At 60.9% G+C, this 16,425-nt stretch carries 14 protein-coding genes; 7 read left to right on the top strand and 7 right to left on the bottom strand.

Annotated features, from left to right (window positions below):
* Positions 1-12 precede the first annotated feature (12 nt).
* Together Mal15_RS00495 and Mal15_RS00500 are read right to left on the bottom strand one after the other, a co-directional pair.
* Positions 13-984, bottom strand: coding sequence for a hypothetical protein (locus Mal15_RS00495; RefSeq protein ID WP_233903205.1), 972 nt, complete (start codon positions 982-984; stop codon positions 13-15).
* A 26-nt stretch (positions 985-1,010) separates the two neighbouring features.
* Positions 1,011-2,069 (bottom strand): vWA domain-containing protein, encoded by a 1,059-nt coding sequence (locus Mal15_RS00500; protein WP_233903206.1) that lies wholly within the window; start codon positions 2,067-2,069, stop codon positions 1,011-1,013.
* A 184-nt stretch (positions 2,070-2,253) separates the two neighbouring features.
* Here Mal15_RS00500 and metK point away from each other — a divergent pair, with 184 nt between their 5' ends.
* Together metK and Mal15_RS00510 are read left to right on the top strand one after the other, a co-directional pair.
* Positions 2,254-3,438 (top strand): methionine adenosyltransferase, encoded by a 1,185-nt coding sequence (gene metK, locus Mal15_RS00505; protein ID WP_147865953.1) that lies wholly within the window; start codon positions 2,254-2,256, stop codon positions 3,436-3,438.
* A 470-nt stretch (positions 3,439-3,908) separates the two neighbouring features.
* Positions 3,909-4,703, top strand: coding sequence for a metallophosphoesterase family protein (locus tag Mal15_RS00510; protein WP_147865954.1), 795 nt, complete (start codon positions 3,909-3,911; stop codon positions 4,701-4,703).
* A 212-nt stretch (positions 4,704-4,915) separates the two neighbouring features.
* Here Mal15_RS00510 and rplL read toward each other — a convergent pair whose 3' ends face one another.
* The 4 genes from rplL to Mal15_RS00530 all read right to left on the bottom strand — a co-directional run bounded on the left by rplL (position 4,916) and on the right by Mal15_RS00530 (position 7,351).
* Positions 4,916-5,329, bottom strand: coding sequence for a 50S ribosomal protein L7/L12 (rplL, locus tag Mal15_RS00515; RefSeq protein WP_147865955.1), 414 nt, complete (start codon positions 5,327-5,329; stop codon positions 4,916-4,918).
* A gap of 74 nt (positions 5,330-5,403) precedes the next feature.
* Positions 5,404-5,928, bottom strand: coding sequence for a 50S ribosomal protein L10 (gene rplJ / locus Mal15_RS00520; protein WP_147865956.1), 525 nt, complete (start codon positions 5,926-5,928; stop codon positions 5,404-5,406).
* A 39-nt stretch (positions 5,929-5,967) separates the two neighbouring features.
* Positions 5,968-6,645, bottom strand: a complete 678-nt coding sequence (rplA, locus tag Mal15_RS00525) for a 50S ribosomal protein L1 (RefSeq protein ID WP_147871777.1) — start codon at positions 6,643-6,645, stop codon at positions 5,968-5,970.
* Between the two features lie 217 nt (positions 6,646-6,862).
* Positions 6,863-7,351 (bottom strand): CinA family protein, encoded by a 489-nt coding sequence (locus Mal15_RS00530; RefSeq protein ID WP_147865957.1) that lies wholly within the window; start codon positions 7,349-7,351, stop codon positions 6,863-6,865.
* A gap of 159 nt (positions 7,352-7,510) precedes the next feature.
* Here Mal15_RS00530 and Mal15_RS00535 point away from each other — a divergent pair, with 159 nt between their 5' ends.
* Entirely contained in the window at positions 7,511-8,350 is an 840-nt protein-coding gene (locus Mal15_RS00535; protein ID WP_147865958.1) for a hypothetical protein, read from the top strand.
* 113 nt (positions 8,351-8,463) lie between these two features.
* Here Mal15_RS00535 and Mal15_RS00540 read toward each other — a convergent pair whose 3' ends face one another.
* Positions 8,464-10,272 (bottom strand): response regulator, encoded by a 1,809-nt coding sequence (locus Mal15_RS00540; protein ID WP_147865959.1) that lies wholly within the window; start codon positions 10,270-10,272, stop codon positions 8,464-8,466.
* A 508-nt stretch (positions 10,273-10,780) separates the two neighbouring features.
* Here Mal15_RS00540 and Mal15_RS00545 point away from each other — a divergent pair.
* The 4 genes from Mal15_RS00545 to Mal15_RS00560 all read left to right on the top strand — a co-directional run bounded on the left by Mal15_RS00545 (position 10,781) and on the right by Mal15_RS00560 (position 16,375).
* Positions 10,781-10,981, top strand: coding sequence for a hypothetical protein (locus Mal15_RS00545; protein WP_147865960.1), 201 nt, complete (start codon positions 10,781-10,783; stop codon positions 10,979-10,981).
* A 397-nt stretch (positions 10,982-11,378) separates the two neighbouring features.
* Positions 11,379-13,415 (top strand): hypothetical protein, encoded by a 2,037-nt coding sequence (locus tag Mal15_RS00550; protein WP_233903207.1) that lies wholly within the window; start codon positions 11,379-11,381, stop codon positions 13,413-13,415.
* A gap of 315 nt (positions 13,416-13,730) precedes the next feature.
* Entirely contained in the window at positions 13,731-14,105 is a 375-nt protein-coding gene (locus Mal15_RS00555; protein ID WP_147865961.1) for a hypothetical protein, read from the top strand.
* Entirely contained in the window at positions 14,102-16,375 is a 2,274-nt protein-coding gene (locus tag Mal15_RS00560) for a hypothetical protein (RefSeq protein ID WP_147865962.1), read from the top strand. Before Mal15_RS00555 ends, Mal15_RS00560 begins: the two co-directional genes overlap by 4 nt.
* Positions 16,376-16,425 lie beyond the last annotated feature (50 nt).

The raw sequence follows: 16,425 nt of genomic DNA on the forward strand, positions 1-16,425 counted from the left end.
TGGCGAGTTCCGCTACGGTGTGGTGACGTCAGGGGGTAAATCGGGATGCCACGTCGGTGCAGCCAGTTCCAACAACAGCTGCCATTTCTTTGCCGCGTCCTCGAGGCCCGATTGGCGCACCAGATTCAGCATGGAGATCATCGGGGCGGTTTGCAGGGCCATCGGCAACTGTTGGATCTCCGCTTCGATGGAATTCAAATTGGCTTTGATGACCGGGGGAGGCGCGGTGCGGTGTGTCAACTGCCTGGCGAGCAGTGCGATCGTTCTCCGATCCTCTTGTCCGGCCAGACGCACCAGCGCGGCTTCGGCGGCGCTGCGATACTTTGGTGACCGCAGCAGCCAACTGGCCACGACCAGTTTGACCGCCAGGGAATCGGAGGCGGCGTGTTCGGCGGCGGTCTGGACGAAGGTCGGATCGTCACCGACGGTCCCGGTCCAGTCGATCGGCAGGATTCCCAGGATCATCAGGGGCAAGGGGCGGGCGTCGAGCTGACGGACCAGCTCCAACGCGATGTCGCCACGGCCGGATCGCAGCGCCGCCTGGGCCGCCATCATCGACAGCCATTGTTGACGCCACACCGGCGGTCGGTCGGAGGCGTCCTGGTCACTGATGCAGCGAACCAGTGCGGGCAGCGCGGCGGCGAAGTCGCCTTGATGGAACAAGTCCAGCGCGGCGACCTGATCGGCCGGAGCGTCGGTCAGTTCGATCGCATTGACGCGTTCCGAAGCGACCCGCGTGGGGGCGGTTTGATCGCCGATCAGGATCGAGAGTTGGTCGGTGTCGAACGTGACAATCGTCCCGTCCAGCGTGGTCAGGGGGCGCGCGTACCAGTGCTGGGTCGAATCGGCGGTCGATGCCAGCGGCGGTGACAACCGCACGCGGTGCGGGGGCCGGGCCGCTGCGGAGGCCTGGCCGCCGGCCGTTCCACTGGTTGAAAACCCCGCTGCAAACACGACCAAGCAGGCCGTGACAAGCTGCGGCAACGGGTTGGTGTAACACCTTGTCCGGATCACCGCTCGATCCCCTCGCCCGCTTGTGATTGGGCCGGTTCCGACCGCAGTTGCCGCACGTCGACGTATTGGTACTGTCCGTTGTTCATCGCGGCCAGCTGTTTCAGAAAACTGTCCGGTGTAGGGCCGGCGCGGCTGCCGAATTCGATGGCGTGAATCGTCGTGCCGGCGCGCTCGGCACGGTCTTGGATCACCTGGAGTTCCAGTTGGGACAGCCGCGGGATGTGGGCGTCGGTCAGAAAAAAGATCACGTCCGGAGCAAGTCGCAGCGCCATCAGCAAGGCGCCTTTGTGTTTGGTGCCGCCGAAAGCTTGGATCGCTTCGATATAACGCTCGGCGCGTTTCAGATGATTCGGTTCGCCGGAGACCATCGTCATCGGCATCCCGGACAACTGAAAGGGTTTGACGTTTTCGTTGTAGAAAATGATCTGGAATTGCTGTTGGGGGGAAAGCGATTGCAGACTGCGGATCAGTTCGCGTTTGGCGCTGCGTAGCGGCAGCCCGCCGAAACCGTTCATGCTGTCGCTGCGATCGAACACATAGACGAATCGGGTGCCGCTGCCGGAGACCCCGAAAAGTTTTGCCGTTGCTTGTTGCCCGGTTGAGGACCGGCTGGGCGCACCCGCGCCGTCGCCCAGTGCGTCGGAGTCGAATTTGACATCGCCGGCGATCCCGCTGCCGCTTTCCGGGGCCGGTGTCGATTGCATGGCGGACAGGACGCCCTGCAGGTCGATCGGCGGCGAAAAGTCCGCCGGCGGAGCCGCGGCGGCCGACGCGCTGGCCGAGTCGGTGGCGTCGTCCTGGACCGTTTCCACGGATTCCGCGGTGACCTCGTCGTAGCGGTCGCGATCGGGCAACCGGTGGACGACCGCGATGCCGATCTGGCGGTCAACGGCTTCCCCGCTGCCCTTAGGGGCGGATGATGCGATCCAGGCAATCAGAATCAACAACACCACGTGCAAGACCAGGGACAGCAGCAGGGGCGGCGCGCGATGCGGCTGGATCTCCGGGCCGGGCTGCGTCGGCGCTGAATCGTTTCGGGGTGGTGTGGAGTTCAAGAAGCGGCGTTTCGCGAGATCCGAGACAATTCCGCTGCCAGAATGCCGACTTGCGGTTCTCAGCAGGGTCTGTCCAAACTACGTTATCGGATCACTATTGTAACGACTTCACGCCGGCGCCGACGTCTCCGAATTGTCTGGACTGACGGCTTACCCGCCCCTTATTCCGTATTGGAGTAGATCTGTGAGCCAAGCTCGTTTTTTGTTTACCAGCGAATCGGTCAGTATGGGCCACCCCGATAAGTTGGCCGACCGAATTTCTGATGCCATCCTGGACGCCCTGTTTGAGGAAGACCCCAACAGCCGCGTCGCTTGCGAAACCATGGTGACGACCGGTGTGGCCATCATCGCCGGTGAGATTTCCACCCAGGCCAAGGTCAACTATGCCGACGTCGTTCGGCAAACGATCAACGAAGTCGGTTACACCGACGACCAGATGGGGATCTGCGGCGACACCTGTGCCGTGATGGTCTCGCTGGATACCCAAAGCCCCGACATCGCTCAGGGTGTCGATTCGGACAGCGCCAGCGGCAAAGAAGTCGGTGCCGGTGACCAGGGGTTGATGTTCGGCTATGCCTGCAAGGACACGCCGGAGTTGATGCCGTTGCCGATCGCGCTGTCGCACCGCATCATCAACCGGATCACCGAAGCCCGATTCAACAAAGAAGTCACCTGGTTGCGGCCGGACAACAAGGCCCAAGTGACGGTCGAGTATGAAGGGAACACGCCGGTTCGGATCGATACCGTGGTCGTCAGTGCCCAGCACGATCCCGACGTCACCAACGACGAAATCAAAACGTTCATCATTGAAAACGTCATCAAGCCGTCGTTGCCCGAGGGCTTGGACAAGGGTGACATCAAGTACCACATCAACCCGACCGGCAAATTTGTCGTCGGTGGACCCCACGGCGATTGTGGCCTGACCGGACGCAAGATCATCGTCGATACCTACGGCGGTTGGGGACGCCACGGCGGTGGGGCATTCAGCGGCAAGGATCCGACAAAGGTCGACCGCAGTGCAGCCTACATGGCCCGCTACGTGGCCAAGAACATCGTTGCATCCGGGCTGGCCGAACGCTGCGAGGTCCAACTGGCCTATGCGATCGGTGTCACCGAACCGGTCAGCGTGCACGTCGACAGCGAAGGGACCGGAGCAATTTCCGACGAACGGCTGTGTGAACTCGTCCGCGAGCATTTCCCGCTCACCCCGGCCGGGATCATCGAGCACCTGAAACTGCGTCGCCCTGTCTTTAAGGTCACCACCGCCGGCGGTCACTTCGGACGCGAAGGCGACACGTTCACCTGGGAAAAGACCGACAAGGCGGAGGCCCTGGCCGCGGCATCGAAGCTGGCCGCCGCGGCACAGTAACGGTCGTCGAGTACCCACCCACGTCTCGTTCCCAGGCTCTGCCCGGGAACGGAGGGTCTCGGAGGCTCCGCCTCGAGTCCGGATCGACCGCGTGTGGCGGGAGCCACGCTTGCAGTGCGTTCCCAGGCGGAGCCCGGGAACGAGGAAAATCTGGATTCTGCAGTGGTTCAGAATTCAAGCGCAATCAGTCCGCGATGGATGGTCGACTCGCAGTCGCCATCGGGCGGCGAAACACGAGTGGCATCAGCCGATTCGCGCAAGCGTTCGGGCCCCAGCGTCGATGGAGGCCCGCAGGCTGGCGCCAAACGGCTGATCCCAGTAGGATTTAGCGGAATCGAAAACGCCAAGATCCTGCGAAAGAAAACGCGGTAAAATCGAAATGATTTTGCGCAGCCCAGGTCCATCCTGGGAGCAAGGCGTGGCCGGTCCCCGTCCGGTCTGCCAGGCGGTTCCTCCCCGGGAGTCCTTCCATGCGTCTCGCTTGGGCGTCTGATATTCATCTCAACCACGTCGCCTTGAAGGACTGGGACACTTGGATCGACCAGGTCCGCCAGGCCGCCGCCGATGTGCTGGTGATCACCGGTGACCTCTCCGAAGCCGAAGACGTGGTTTTTCAGTTGCGGCGGATGGGAGAGGTGATTCGATTGCCGATCTATTTCGTGCTCGGCAATCACGACTTCTACGGTTCGTCCATCGCAGCGACGCGGCGCAGCGTCACGTCGCTCGCACGTGAGTATCCGTCGCTGTGCTACTTGACCGATGCCGGTCCGGTCGAGCTGACGCCGGGGCAGTTTCTGACGGGGGAAGACGGTTGGGGCGATGGGACGGAAGGTGACTATGAAAACTCGCCCGTGCGGCTGAATGACTTTGTCGCGATCGACGATTTTCGTCAGGTCGATCCGATCCGTTGGCCGCGGCTGATGCGCGAGCAAGGTGCCCAGTCGGCCGAGCGATTGCGGCAAAAGCTGCTCGCGTTGCCGGCGTCTGCGGACCGCGTGATTGTGGCAACACATGTGCCACCGTTTCGCGACGCGTGCTGGTACGAAGGCCAGACGACCGATGACTTTTGGGCTCCGTTCTTTGTCTGCGGCCAAGTCGGGTCGGTGTTAAAGCGATTTGCCTTTGAACGGCCGGAGATCCATTTGACCGTGTTGTGTGGCCATACGCATCACGCCGGGACGGCGCAGTTGGCGCCCAATCTGGTCGTGCAGACGGCGGCGGCCGAGTACGGCGCCCCGCGCGTCGAGCAGGTGCTGGAACTGTAGCGGAAGCCGCCAAGTGCTAGCCCGACGCGTAAGCGAGGGGCGCCCCATGGCCCCTCGCTTACGCGTCGGGCTAGCATGATCGCATTGAGTTTGCAGTTGTGATTCAATCGACGCGCTGCGGAGGCCAGTCGGCGCAACAAAAAACTCTGCGGCCGCGAGCGAGCTCGGGGCGCAGAGTTTTTTTGGATGCGATTGCAGTGGTCGTATTCGAACTACTTGAGTTCGACCGAACCGCCTGCTTCTTCGATCTCGGCCTTGACCTTTTCGGCTTCTTCCTTGGAGACCGCTTCTTTGAGGGTCGCGGGAACGCCTTCGACCATCTTCTTGGCTTCCATCAGCGAAGCGCCGGTCAGGTTCTTGACGACCTTGACGACGTTCAGCTTCTTGTCGCCGAAGCCGGTCAGGACGACGTCGAATTCGGTTTGCTCGGCAGCGGCTTCACCGCCACCATCGCCGGCTGCGGCGGCCATCACCACACCGCCACCGGCGGCCGGTTCGATGCCGTGGACTTCCTTCAGGTAGTCGCTCAGCTCTTTGGCTTGCTTGAGGGTCAGTTCGGCGATCTTGTCGCCCATTTCTTTAGCTTCGGCGCTGAACTCAGCAACCGCAGTGGCTTCATCAGACATGACAGGTTTCCCTTAAAAAACGAATGGTCGGTTGTTTGAAAAACGGAATGGGGGGTGATAGCTGTGGCGGTCGACTACTCGTCGCCTTCGCTGATCTTTTTCAGCTGGCTGTTCAGCGTTTTTCCAGGTCCCAGCATCGCGGCGGAAAGCGTGGATCCGGGGCCCAGAATTTGTCCGACGAGCATCGAGATTTGTTCTTCACGGCTGGGCCATTTGCTGACCGCCTTGACACCATCGGCGTCAAGACGTTCGCCGTCCATGACACCGCCGGTGGTGGAGAACTTCTCGTATTTGTCGTCGTCCTTGTCCAAACGGACAACTTCCTTGACCAGCGACACAAAGTCTTCGCCGCCGTAGCACACTGCCACAGGGCCACTGGCACCTTCGAAGGCCGCAGCCAACGAGGTTCCCTCGGTGGCGCGTCGGGCGAGAGAGTTCTTCACGACAAACATCGTGATGTTTCTCTCGGCCAATTCGCCACGTAGTTCGTTAGTCGTGTTCGCATCCATTCCGACGGTGCTGACCAGGACGGCGTCTTGGACGCCGTCGAGTTGCCGCTGGATGTCGCGGGTCACGAGTTGTTTGACGTACTTACTCATCAGATTGGTTCACTGAGGTGGGGATGACGGGGACGCCGACTAGCACGTGACTCGCACGCTCGGGCTCATCGTTGCGCAGATCGCCACGCCTTTGACGTACGTGCCTTTGATGGTCTGCGGTTTCAGGCCGTCCACGAATTGGATGAACGCGTTGATGTTGTCGACCAGCTTGTCAGCTTCGAAACTCATCTTCCCGACCATCGCGTGGACGTTGCCGCCCTTGTCGTTGCGGAACTCGACCTTCCCGGCCTTGTACTCGCTGACGACCTTGCCGACGTCGGGGGTGACGGTTCCCGCACGTGGGCTGGGCATCAGACCACGAGGCCCCAGAACGCGTCCCAAGGGGCCGACCAATCCCATCATGTCGGGTGCGGCGATGCAGACATCAAAGTCTGTCCAACCGTCCTTGATCTTCTTGGCCAAGTCTTCTTGGCCGACTTCATCGGCACCCGCTTCTTTCGCGGCGTTCGCTGCGTCGCCCTTGGCGAACACGACGACGCGTTGCTGTTTTCCGATCCCGTGAGGAAGCACCAGCGAACCGCGGATGATCTGGTCGGCTTGGTTCGGATCGACGCCCAGCCGCATGTGGATTTCGACCGTTTGATCAAACTTGGTCGAATCGTACGCCTTGAGCGCGGTGACCGCTTCGTCCAGAGGAAGCGTGTTGGCTGGTTGCTTTTCGAGCGCGGCGCGATACCGCTTTGATTTTTTACCCATATGGTCACGACTCAATGGAGGTCGGGTGGTGTTAGCAAAATCACCAGTCCCGAGGCGAAAACGCACCTCGGCGGCAAATTCTCCCACTTCGCAGAAAACCTATCGGCTTCTGACGAGACGAGAATATTGAGAAAGTCGAAGAAAGCGTCAACGCCAATTGTGCAAGTTGCCCAGAAGTTTTTTCGCCGCGCGGGCGTTTCTCCTCTGAAACCTGAAACTACTTCAGCCGTTCCAGGACCCCGATCAAGGTTTCGATCACGACGAGCGCCGATTCGCGTTGCCGGCCGACACGCTTGGGGGCCTTCAGCTCCACGCCCCAGGTGCGCGGCGGCTGGCCGCGTCGACCCACGCCGACGTAAATCAGACCATCAAATTCTGCCGGGGCGTTCGGCCCCAGGTGCCCCGTCACCGAGGCCGCCAGGTCGGCATGGGGGGTCGTCTGGAGCGCCCCGGCAACCATTTGATGCGCGACCGGGGCGCTGACGGCGGTGTGTTCGGCGAGCGTTTCTTCGGCCACACCCAGCCAGCGCTGCTTGCTCGCTTCTTGGTAGACGACCAGCGATCCGGCCAGCCAAGCCGACACGCCCGGTACGGTGGCCAGCGTGGCCGCGACCAGCCCGCCGGTGCAGCTTTCGGCCAGCACCAGTGTCTGACGTTTTTCGTCAAGAAGTTCCACCAGTTGTCGTGCTTGCGATTCCAGGTCCATGATTTTCCGATTGAAGGGTTGATGGGGGTGTCTAATCCGAACTGCCGCGCGAGGAACTTACCAGGCGGCGGTGGAAATCCGTTGGGAAAATGGTCGCGGACCATTAACCTGGGGTTTTGATGCTTCACGCCTGACGCTGTCCCCGATCGGCCCTGTTCCATGCACCCGTCCGCCGCCGACTCGATGCTCGCCACGGTGACACCGGTCCCGGAACCCCACGCCGGCCGGGTGCTCACGCTCGGCTGGAAACTGATGCTCAACGCGTCGTTGTTGCTCGCCCCGGTGCTGATGGTCGGCTTCGTTTCCCCGTTGTTTCTCTTGTCGGCATGGGTCGGATCGGGCATCGCATTGTTGCCCGCGGCCGTCCTGGTTCCGTTGATCATTGTCGCCCAAATCTCTTGGGCGGGCACCTATCCCGAGTGGCCGATGAACCAGTGGCTGGTGCGTCGGTTGCGTCGCAGCCTGCGGAGGCGGCGCGCGGATCAGGAGGCTGGTGCGGGACAGCTTGACTGGATCCAGACGGCCCGCCTGGTCGAATGGGTGCCGCGCGAGAACTGGAACGCGACCATGCTGGACACCGCCGAGGACGTGATGCTGATTCGCGTCGATGCGTTCGGCGTGGCGATGGAAGGCGATTATTCGCGGTACCGGTTTCCCCCCGCCTCAATCATTGATGTTGGCGTGGAGTCGGTGCGGCCGGCAGGGTGTTTTCATCGCTTGCATTTCGTGGTCGTGACCGTGCGGACGGCCGAGGGGCCGCTGGAATTCGCGTTGGCCTATCGCGATCACCGTCTGGGAGGTTTGCGTTCGCGGTCTCGATGGCGGCAAACGCAGCAACTGTGTGACGACATTCGCAGCATCGCCACGGGGGGAGATTTCAGCTACTGTGACGACGACGTCTGCGCGCGTTCGGACTCGCAACACGTCGGCCCCGGAGGGCCGGCCGGTGAATCGGTGCGGCCACGACTCAACCCCTATGCGGCACCGCGATCGCTGTAGCGGAAGCCGCCAAGGCTTTCGACGCGCGGCAGTCCACACGGGAAAAGCCGGAATTCTTGGCGAATTCCGCGACCACATCCACATACGCCAGTTGCCGAGTTTGGGGACAAAGCCTAGCCGACCGTGGACTTTGTGGTGGCCTGATCGGCATTGGCATCGGCCTGCGGCGCGACGCCGCCGGCCTGGAGCACGGTCTGGACCACGTCGATCAGCTGATCCAGTCGGAACGGTTTGAACAACCGTGCCTTGGGATGCAGACCATTTTGCAGTGCGTGAACGATCGAGTGGCCCGGGTCGTAGCCGAATCCGGTCATCAAAATCATCGGGACCGGATCGATGATTTCTTTCAGCCGCATCATTAATTGGAACCCGCTGTGTTCGGGCAATTTAATGTCGCTGATGATGACGTCGTATTTGTCGTCTTCCCCGGCGTCACGGACCATCAACACGGCCTGATCGCCGCCGCGGGCGGTTTCGACAATGCATCCATAGCGTTCCAGCAGCGTGTGGGCGTCTTCGCGGACCGTGCTGTCTTCGTCGACGACCAGGATGCGTTTGCCGCGAAGCAGGGCGTGTTCGTCCGAGGAGATCCCCGGCGGGACGGCTTCCAGTGGTGTCAGCCGTTGACCGATCTGCTGGATCGTTTGTTTGATGTCGCGGGCATTTTTCAAGATTCGCCGGATGCGATCGACCATTTCCGGCGAGTGGCCGATGTAGTCCTCCATCACGTTGACGGCATCGTTGAGAATTTCGTCGACCGGCAAGGCGACGGCACTGTGGATCGCGTTGCAGCTCTGCTGGGCCGTGTCGGCTTTCTGGGCGACCAACAGCTCAAGCGTGTTGAGTGCGAAGCTGATGTCGCGGGCAAAGATTTCCAGGAACTGTAAGTCGCTTTCGCTGAACGCGGCGACTTCGGGGCTTTCCACGTTGATGGTCCCGAGCACTTGGTCGTTCAAGATCAATGGGACCGTCAGCGAGCTTCGTGCGTTGGCCACGCCGGGAATGAACAGCGGGTCGTTGACGACGTCATAGCACAGGTAACTCGTTCCGCTCGACGCGGCGTACCCGGTGATCCCGTTGCCTTGCGGGTGGGCGAACAGTTTTCGGTCGGCCGCCTCCTGATCGATGCCGACGCTCAGCAGGGGGACCAGATTGCCGCTGGCCTGTTCCAGTAGCCGAATCTCGATCACTTCGAAATTCAGCAGATCGGTCAAATAATGGCGGATGTTGTCTTTCAGCAGATCGATCCGCTCGTCAACACCCATCTGGTAGATTTCGGTCGGCCGCAAATCAGCCAGCTCGCGTCCGGCGCGGTGGATCGCGGCAAGCTTTTGTTGTTGCAGGATTTCTTCGGTGATGTCGCCGACGGTCACCACCAAATGGGGCTCGGCAGCATTGTCCCCGACCGGGGCCGCCCGGACTTGGAAGAAACGGTTGTCCGAGGTTTGGAAGGTTCCGCTGCTTTCCTCGCCCGTCGAGAACGCGGTGTGGAAGGGGCACAGATCCGACCCCATGATGTCCGGGTTGCCCAGCAGGTCGTAGATCGTCTCGCCGGTCGGATCTTCGTCCAGCTTCCCGGCCCAAGCCTTCAGGCGTCGGTTGGCCCACAGCACGCGGATCTTGTGATCCAGCAACGCAGCGCCTTCGGGGAGATCGCGGAGCATCAGCCCGCTTTGACAGATCCCCCGCAGTTCGCCCAGTTCGGGCAACAAGTCGCGAGCGATCCAGACGCCCTCGATCGAGGGGCTAGCCAGCTGGTCCAGCACGGTCGCGGAGGAATCGAGAGCCAGCACTTCGTTGTCAGAGAACCCGCGCGGAAGCGTCTGCTTGTCGCCGACGCAGATCAGCCGAATCGTCTCTGGCGACTCACCGGGGCGGCCGGTGCCGTCGTCAGTGCCGAACGGGGAAGTGGATCGAGTCATATCACGCCTCAGACCACGCGGATAAAATCGAGCGAAGGCGACTTGTCCCGGGCCGCCTCGAAAAACTCATCGATGAACGCACATCCATACATACGTCGGTTCATCGGCACTACCTCACCAAAGAATCATACGAGAAAACGCGTCATCAGCCACCTTCGAACCCCAACGAATCCGGCCTTTGCCCGCCCAAACCGTCTCAGTTGCCTGTCAACCCACCTTGTGGTCAGATCATCCGCCCTAGTGGAAGGCGGTTGGCAGCGGGGGCGAATCCCAGAAACGGCAAGCTGTCCTGCTTTGACGCGAGTGGTGCTCGTCCGTTCCAACGAATCCGCTACCGCCAGATCATGCTTCACTCCTCGCCCAGCGCAGATCAAGTGTGGCTTGTCGAATCACGTGGCCGAGGCCGTGCGTCATCCTGAGTCCGACGGCGCTGCCTCGCCACCGAAGACCCCGCGATGCGAATCACTCCTCTGTTTCCCATGGGATCTTCCCATGGGATCCTAGCAGCATGGGAACCACGTTCACCGGGGGCAAATCGAATGCCTCGGACGCCTTGGTTGATACGTCGCGAGCAAGCGTCTGGTGCGGTCCGGTGGAGTCGGAATCTCGGCGGCCGGCTGCGGGAACGCCGCTGACGCTGGGGCAGAGCCAATTTGTCGTCAATGCGAACACGGGTGTGCGGTCCGATCTGGTCACCGGTGCACATTGATCGGGTCTCGACGCCTTCTTGCGACAATCCATTCCGATCAAAACGACGCCGCGGCAAACGCGGGACCTGTGTCGTCACCGAGAGCCCGATCGCTTGAGAAAAAAACATTGCGGATGCGGGAATTACCGAACTTTTTCGCTTCAGCCCAATGACGCGGTCGATCCCTGTCGGATCGACAGACGCTAGCGGTGCGGCTCGGTTTCCGTGGTGCTGCTTTGATCGCTTAGGCAAAATCTGCGATTCGGGTTTCCTGTCCGTTGCGAATTGTTGACAGGGGATCGGGCAGGTCTACATTCATGGGGCTGGGCAGTAGCCCAAACTACGCAGCCGTTAAAAACTCTCCCGTATTTTCATCATCGGCTCTCTGGCTGTGAGACTTTTTGGAGGACTCACTGGAATGAACAAGAACATGAATCGAGGCTTCGCAGGACTGTGCATCGCACTGTTGTGTGCGGCCAACGTCTTTGCCCAATGCGGCGATTGCACCGGCTGCTCAAGCGGCTCGGGCTGTGTCGCGGCCGGCGGGGCTGATTGCCCCACGGTGACCTATGAAACCCGCACGGTCATGCGACCGCAGCTGGTGTCGGAAACCCGCATGGTTCCGACGACGACTTACAAGACCGAAACCCGCACCCGCATGCGGACGGTGACGCGGCAGGTGGCCAAGGTGCAAACCCGCGAACAGACCTACACGGTCAACGTGCCGGAGGTTCGCACCAAAACCGAAACCTATACCGTTTGCGTGCCCGTGGAGTACACCGAGGAAGTGCCCTACAAGGTTCAGGTCCCGGTGACGACCGAGGTCGAGCAGACGTACACGGTGTGCGTGCCCAAGACCACCGAGGTCGAACGGAGCTACACGGTTTGTGTCCCCTACAAGGAAACCGAAACCTACATGGCCACCGTTCCGGTGACCGAGCAGGTCGAGCAGGAATACACCGTTCACGTTCCGGTCCAAAAGACCCGCACCGAAAACTATGACGTTTGTGTCCGCTACACCGAACCGGTCGAGCAGGAATACACCGTCCAGGTTCCGGTCAAGAAGATGCGGACCGAGACCTACCAGGTATGCGTTCCGTACACCGACACCGTGACGCAAACCTACAACGTTCAGGTTCCCTACACCGAACCGCACACGTACACCGTCCAGGTCCCGTACTGCGAAACGGTCGAGCAGCCCTATTCGGTCTGTGTCCCCTACACCGAGCAAGTCGAGCAGCCTTACACGGTGATGGTCCCTTACACCGAAGAAGTCGAGCAGACCTACACGGTTCAAACGCCGGTGACGGAAACCAAGACCGCGACACGAACGGTCACCAAGTGCGTCCCGGTGACGACCATGAAGACGGTCACCGAAGACCACGGCAGCTACGAATGCCAGGCGGTTGAAACCGCCGCTGCTGCGGGATGCGGAAGCTGTGGCGGATGCAGCACTGCCTGCAACCCCTGCGGCGGATGCGCCACCGCGTGCGATCCCTGTGGCGGTGCGGCCGGCGTTGTCGGCGGCAGCGGATGCGCCCCCGTCGTGACCTACCGCAAAGTCTGGGTGCCCAACCTGGTCACCAAAGAGGTGCCGGTCACGACCTACGAGCGTCAGACCACCGAGGAGCCGTACACCTACACGACGACGCACTGCGTCACCGAAACCAAGACCCGCAAGGTCCCGGTCACCCGCTGCCGTCCAGAAACCAAGACGCGTCTGGTGAACGTCACTCGCTACCGCACCGAGCAACGCATGCGAACCGTCCAGGTTCGAAAAATGCGTCCCGAAGAACGAACCTGTAACGTCACCAAGTACAAGACCGAGACGCATACCCGCGAAGTTCCGGTCCGACGCACGCGAATGGAAACGCATGAACGTCAGGTTCCCTACTGCGAAATGGTGACCGAAACGCGGAAACGCACGGTCAACGTTCCGAAGACTCGGATCGAAACTCGCACCCGCGAAGTTCCGTATTGCGAAATGGTCCCCGAGACCCGTAAGCGAATGGTGACGTTGTGCTCGACGAAGCAAGAAGAGCGGACTCGCGAAGTCACCAAGTATCGCAACGAGACCCACACGAAGATGGTTCCGGTCACCAAAATGGTGAACGAAACCCGCACCCGCATGGTGCCCCAAACGACCTACAAGACGGAAGAGGGCACCCGCACGGTCACCAAGACTCGAATGGAAGAACAGACTCGCCAACGCGACGTCAACTACACCGTTTGCGTCAAACAGGAACGCGTCCGAACCTACAACGTCACCGTTTGTGAAAACGTGACCGAAGAGGTGCCGGAAGAGTACACCGTGTGCATCCCGGAAACGACCATGAAGGAAGTCCAGGTTCAGGTTTGCAAACCCGTTCCGACGACGGTCCAAGTGCCCGTGTACAGCTACGGTGCCGCGGCCGCCCCGATGGCGACCGGTGCCGGTTGCACCAACTGCAACTGATCGTGCCCTTCGACCCAGCCGCTGAGTGTCTTTGATCGCCGCTCAGCGGTCGCACGAATCACCCGCGACAACCGGGCCCGACAAGGAAACTTGTCGGGCCCGGTTTTTTTGTTTCAGGGAGTGATTGGTCAAAAAATGAAGTGGTCAAAAAATGACAAACCACCTTCCGACCCCCACGCGAGCGTTCTCTGGGTTCACCCCATTTTTTGACCAATCCATTTTTTGACCAATTTCCCTGCAGCGGTTGTCAGCCGCCGGAGTCGAAAAGGATTTGTTATGTTGGGGGAACGATTGCCCCTGGGGAAAGAGAGTTTTATGGCTGACCCGACCGCGTCCGAACCCTTTCTGCCCAAGATCTCGCTGCGATGGTTGATCGGATTGGTCACCGTGTGCGCCGCCGCGATGGGTGTGGTCCAACAAGCGGTCAGCAACGGACAGCCGTGGGCCGTGCTGACAACGGTCTTGATCGCCGTCGTGACGCTGCCGTTGTTGATGTGCGTGGCCACGTTTTCGCTGGCCAGTTTGTTTTCGACGATCGGTTCGGCGGCGATCGGGCCCGAGCAACCGGCCAAGGTTTACGTGCCGGCGACCCGGATGCCCGACGTGACACCGGGGCCAGTGACACCGGGGCCAGTGACACCGGGGCCAGTGACACCGGGGCCCGTCCATTGCGACGGCGAGGCCCCATGAGACAGATTCTTTGCGTGGGCGTAGCAGTTTGCTGGGCGCTGATGATGGTTCCGGCCGCTGCCGAAGAGATCCAGTTGGGGGCGGCGCCGTCGAATCCGGCCCAAGCCGGGTTCACGATGTTTGTGATCACCGAGCGGTTGGGCAACGAGGGGTTCCAGCCGATCACGTTGCGGTTTCAGGCGATCGGCAAGTCGTTCACCCGTCAACGACGGTTGCGGATCCTGTTCCGGCCCCGGACCCAATACGCGACGGAGCTCGACTTTCAATTTGCCTGTGACGCGACGGTTCCGCAGGACGTCAAGACCTTTGATCTGCCGGTCCTGGTTCCGCACTTTTATCGCTGGGAATCGTGTTCGGTCCAGATCATCGAAGACGGTCGCCGGTTGGGAAAGGTTGCTTCGAAGCTGATGATCCCGGCGACAGTCAAAGATTGGGGGCAATACATGTCGATCGGGATCATGATTCCCCGCGACGCGGCGACCTCCACCGCGGCCTGGGCCCGGTTTCCCGATGTTCGTTCGATCGTGACCGTCTTGGGTGAAGGGCCGATCAGCACCAAAGCCGACATCAAGCGATTGGATGACAAACAGGCGCGGAAATTGATCGACGATGTCGTCTATGGCTGGGCGCGATTCCGGTTGATTGACGAAGACGCATTGCAGGGCTCATGGATCGGATACAGCCAGTTGGATCTGATCCTGGCGCCCTATCCGTTGCTGCAACGCATCGAGCAGGAACAGCCGGAGCGTTTGGCGGAGATCAAGCGATGGGTTTCAGCCGGCGGCCAGATTTGGGCCTATGCGGCGCCGCAACCGGCGACCGCTCAACCGGCAACCACACAGTCCGCGTCGCAATCGCCAACCACTCAAAGGGCAGAGCGTTCGTCGACGCTGGAGTCGGCGAGTTGGTTGGCGGGCGAGCAAGTCGACATCAACAAAGTGTTTCGGTACACGGCCAATCAGGCGACGTCTTTGGCGCTCAATCAGCCCAACGACCTGTCGGCGATTCAGTACCAGCCGTGGAACTATGGCTCGTATTATTCCAACTCCTACGCCTACGGGGCGGCCAGCGAAACCACGCGGAAGTCGGTCTATCAGGATCTGATGGCGGCCAAGCATCCGATGGTACAGACGGTGTCGCGGAAGAAACTGGCGGCCGGGTTGGGCGTGATGCACTACGGCTGGGGACGCGTTGTCCTGATCGGCCAAGAGGATCCATTTCCGGGGTCGTTCCAGTTTTGGAGAGCGCTGGAAATGGACAAGCAGCGCTGGGGCGAGCGCAACGGGGTAGATTATGCCACGGGCAACGACAGCTACTGGGCTTGGTTGATGTCGACGGTCGGTCAACCGCCGGTGACGATGTTTGTCATCCTGAACGGGCTGTTCGTGTTGGTCATGGGCCCGCTGTTGTACTTCGGATTGCGGCGACGTGGGCGGCTTTACTTGCTGTACTTCCTCGCTCCGACGCTCGCCTTCCTGACCACGATGGGATTAGCGTTTTATGCGTTCCTGTCCGATGGGTTCGACAATCGAGCCCGGATTCGTCAGCTGACCTGGATCGATGGCCGGCATCCGGTCTCGGAATCGCGCGAGGGAAAAACACCTCGTTATCCCATCGTCGACCAGTCGCGCCAGACCTACTACACCGTGGTCGACAATCAACGGGGGTTGCGGTTTGACGGTGATGCGTTTGTGTTGCCGGTCCATCATTCGGAGATGATGAACCACTACAACTACTACGTCGCCGACGACTCACGACCGGGCGAATACCTGATCGACCAGATCGGGGACGATCGACGTTATTCCGGTGACTTTCTACCCACACGGACTCAGGTTCATTACCTGGTCACGCGGCCGGGCGAAGGCGAATGTCCGCTGGAGATCACGTGGGGCGGCGATGCGGTCACCTTGACCAACCACCTGGCCACGCCGTTGTCGATCGTGGGCGTGCGTGACGACAAAGGCAAGTATTGGATCGCCCGCGATGTGGCCGGCGGTGCGAGCGTGACGCTCGACAAAGCGGACTCCAACGTGTTCTCGGCAATCGCGCTCGGCGTCGTCGATCCGGATTCGACCCAGATGCCCACGCCGTATCAAAACCGCGTTTCCATGAATGACCGAACGGGGATCGAAGAGCAACTGTTGACGTTCTCACGCAATCCGCCGTGGCGATCGTTTTTGGCCCTGACCGTGGTCCCGGAGGAGCAGTTTGCGCTGCGGCAGTGTGTTCAAGACGAATGCGTCCGAATGATCGGAGGGCTGTTGCCATGACCGATGCGACGATGCCAAAAACCGCCGCGGTTCCGCCGACGCCCTGGCAA

This window comes from Stieleria maiorica, from assembly GCF_008035925.1.
In the GTDB taxonomy this organism is placed as follows: Bacteria; Planctomycetota; Planctomycetia; order Pirellulales; family Pirellulaceae; genus Stieleria; species Stieleria maiorica.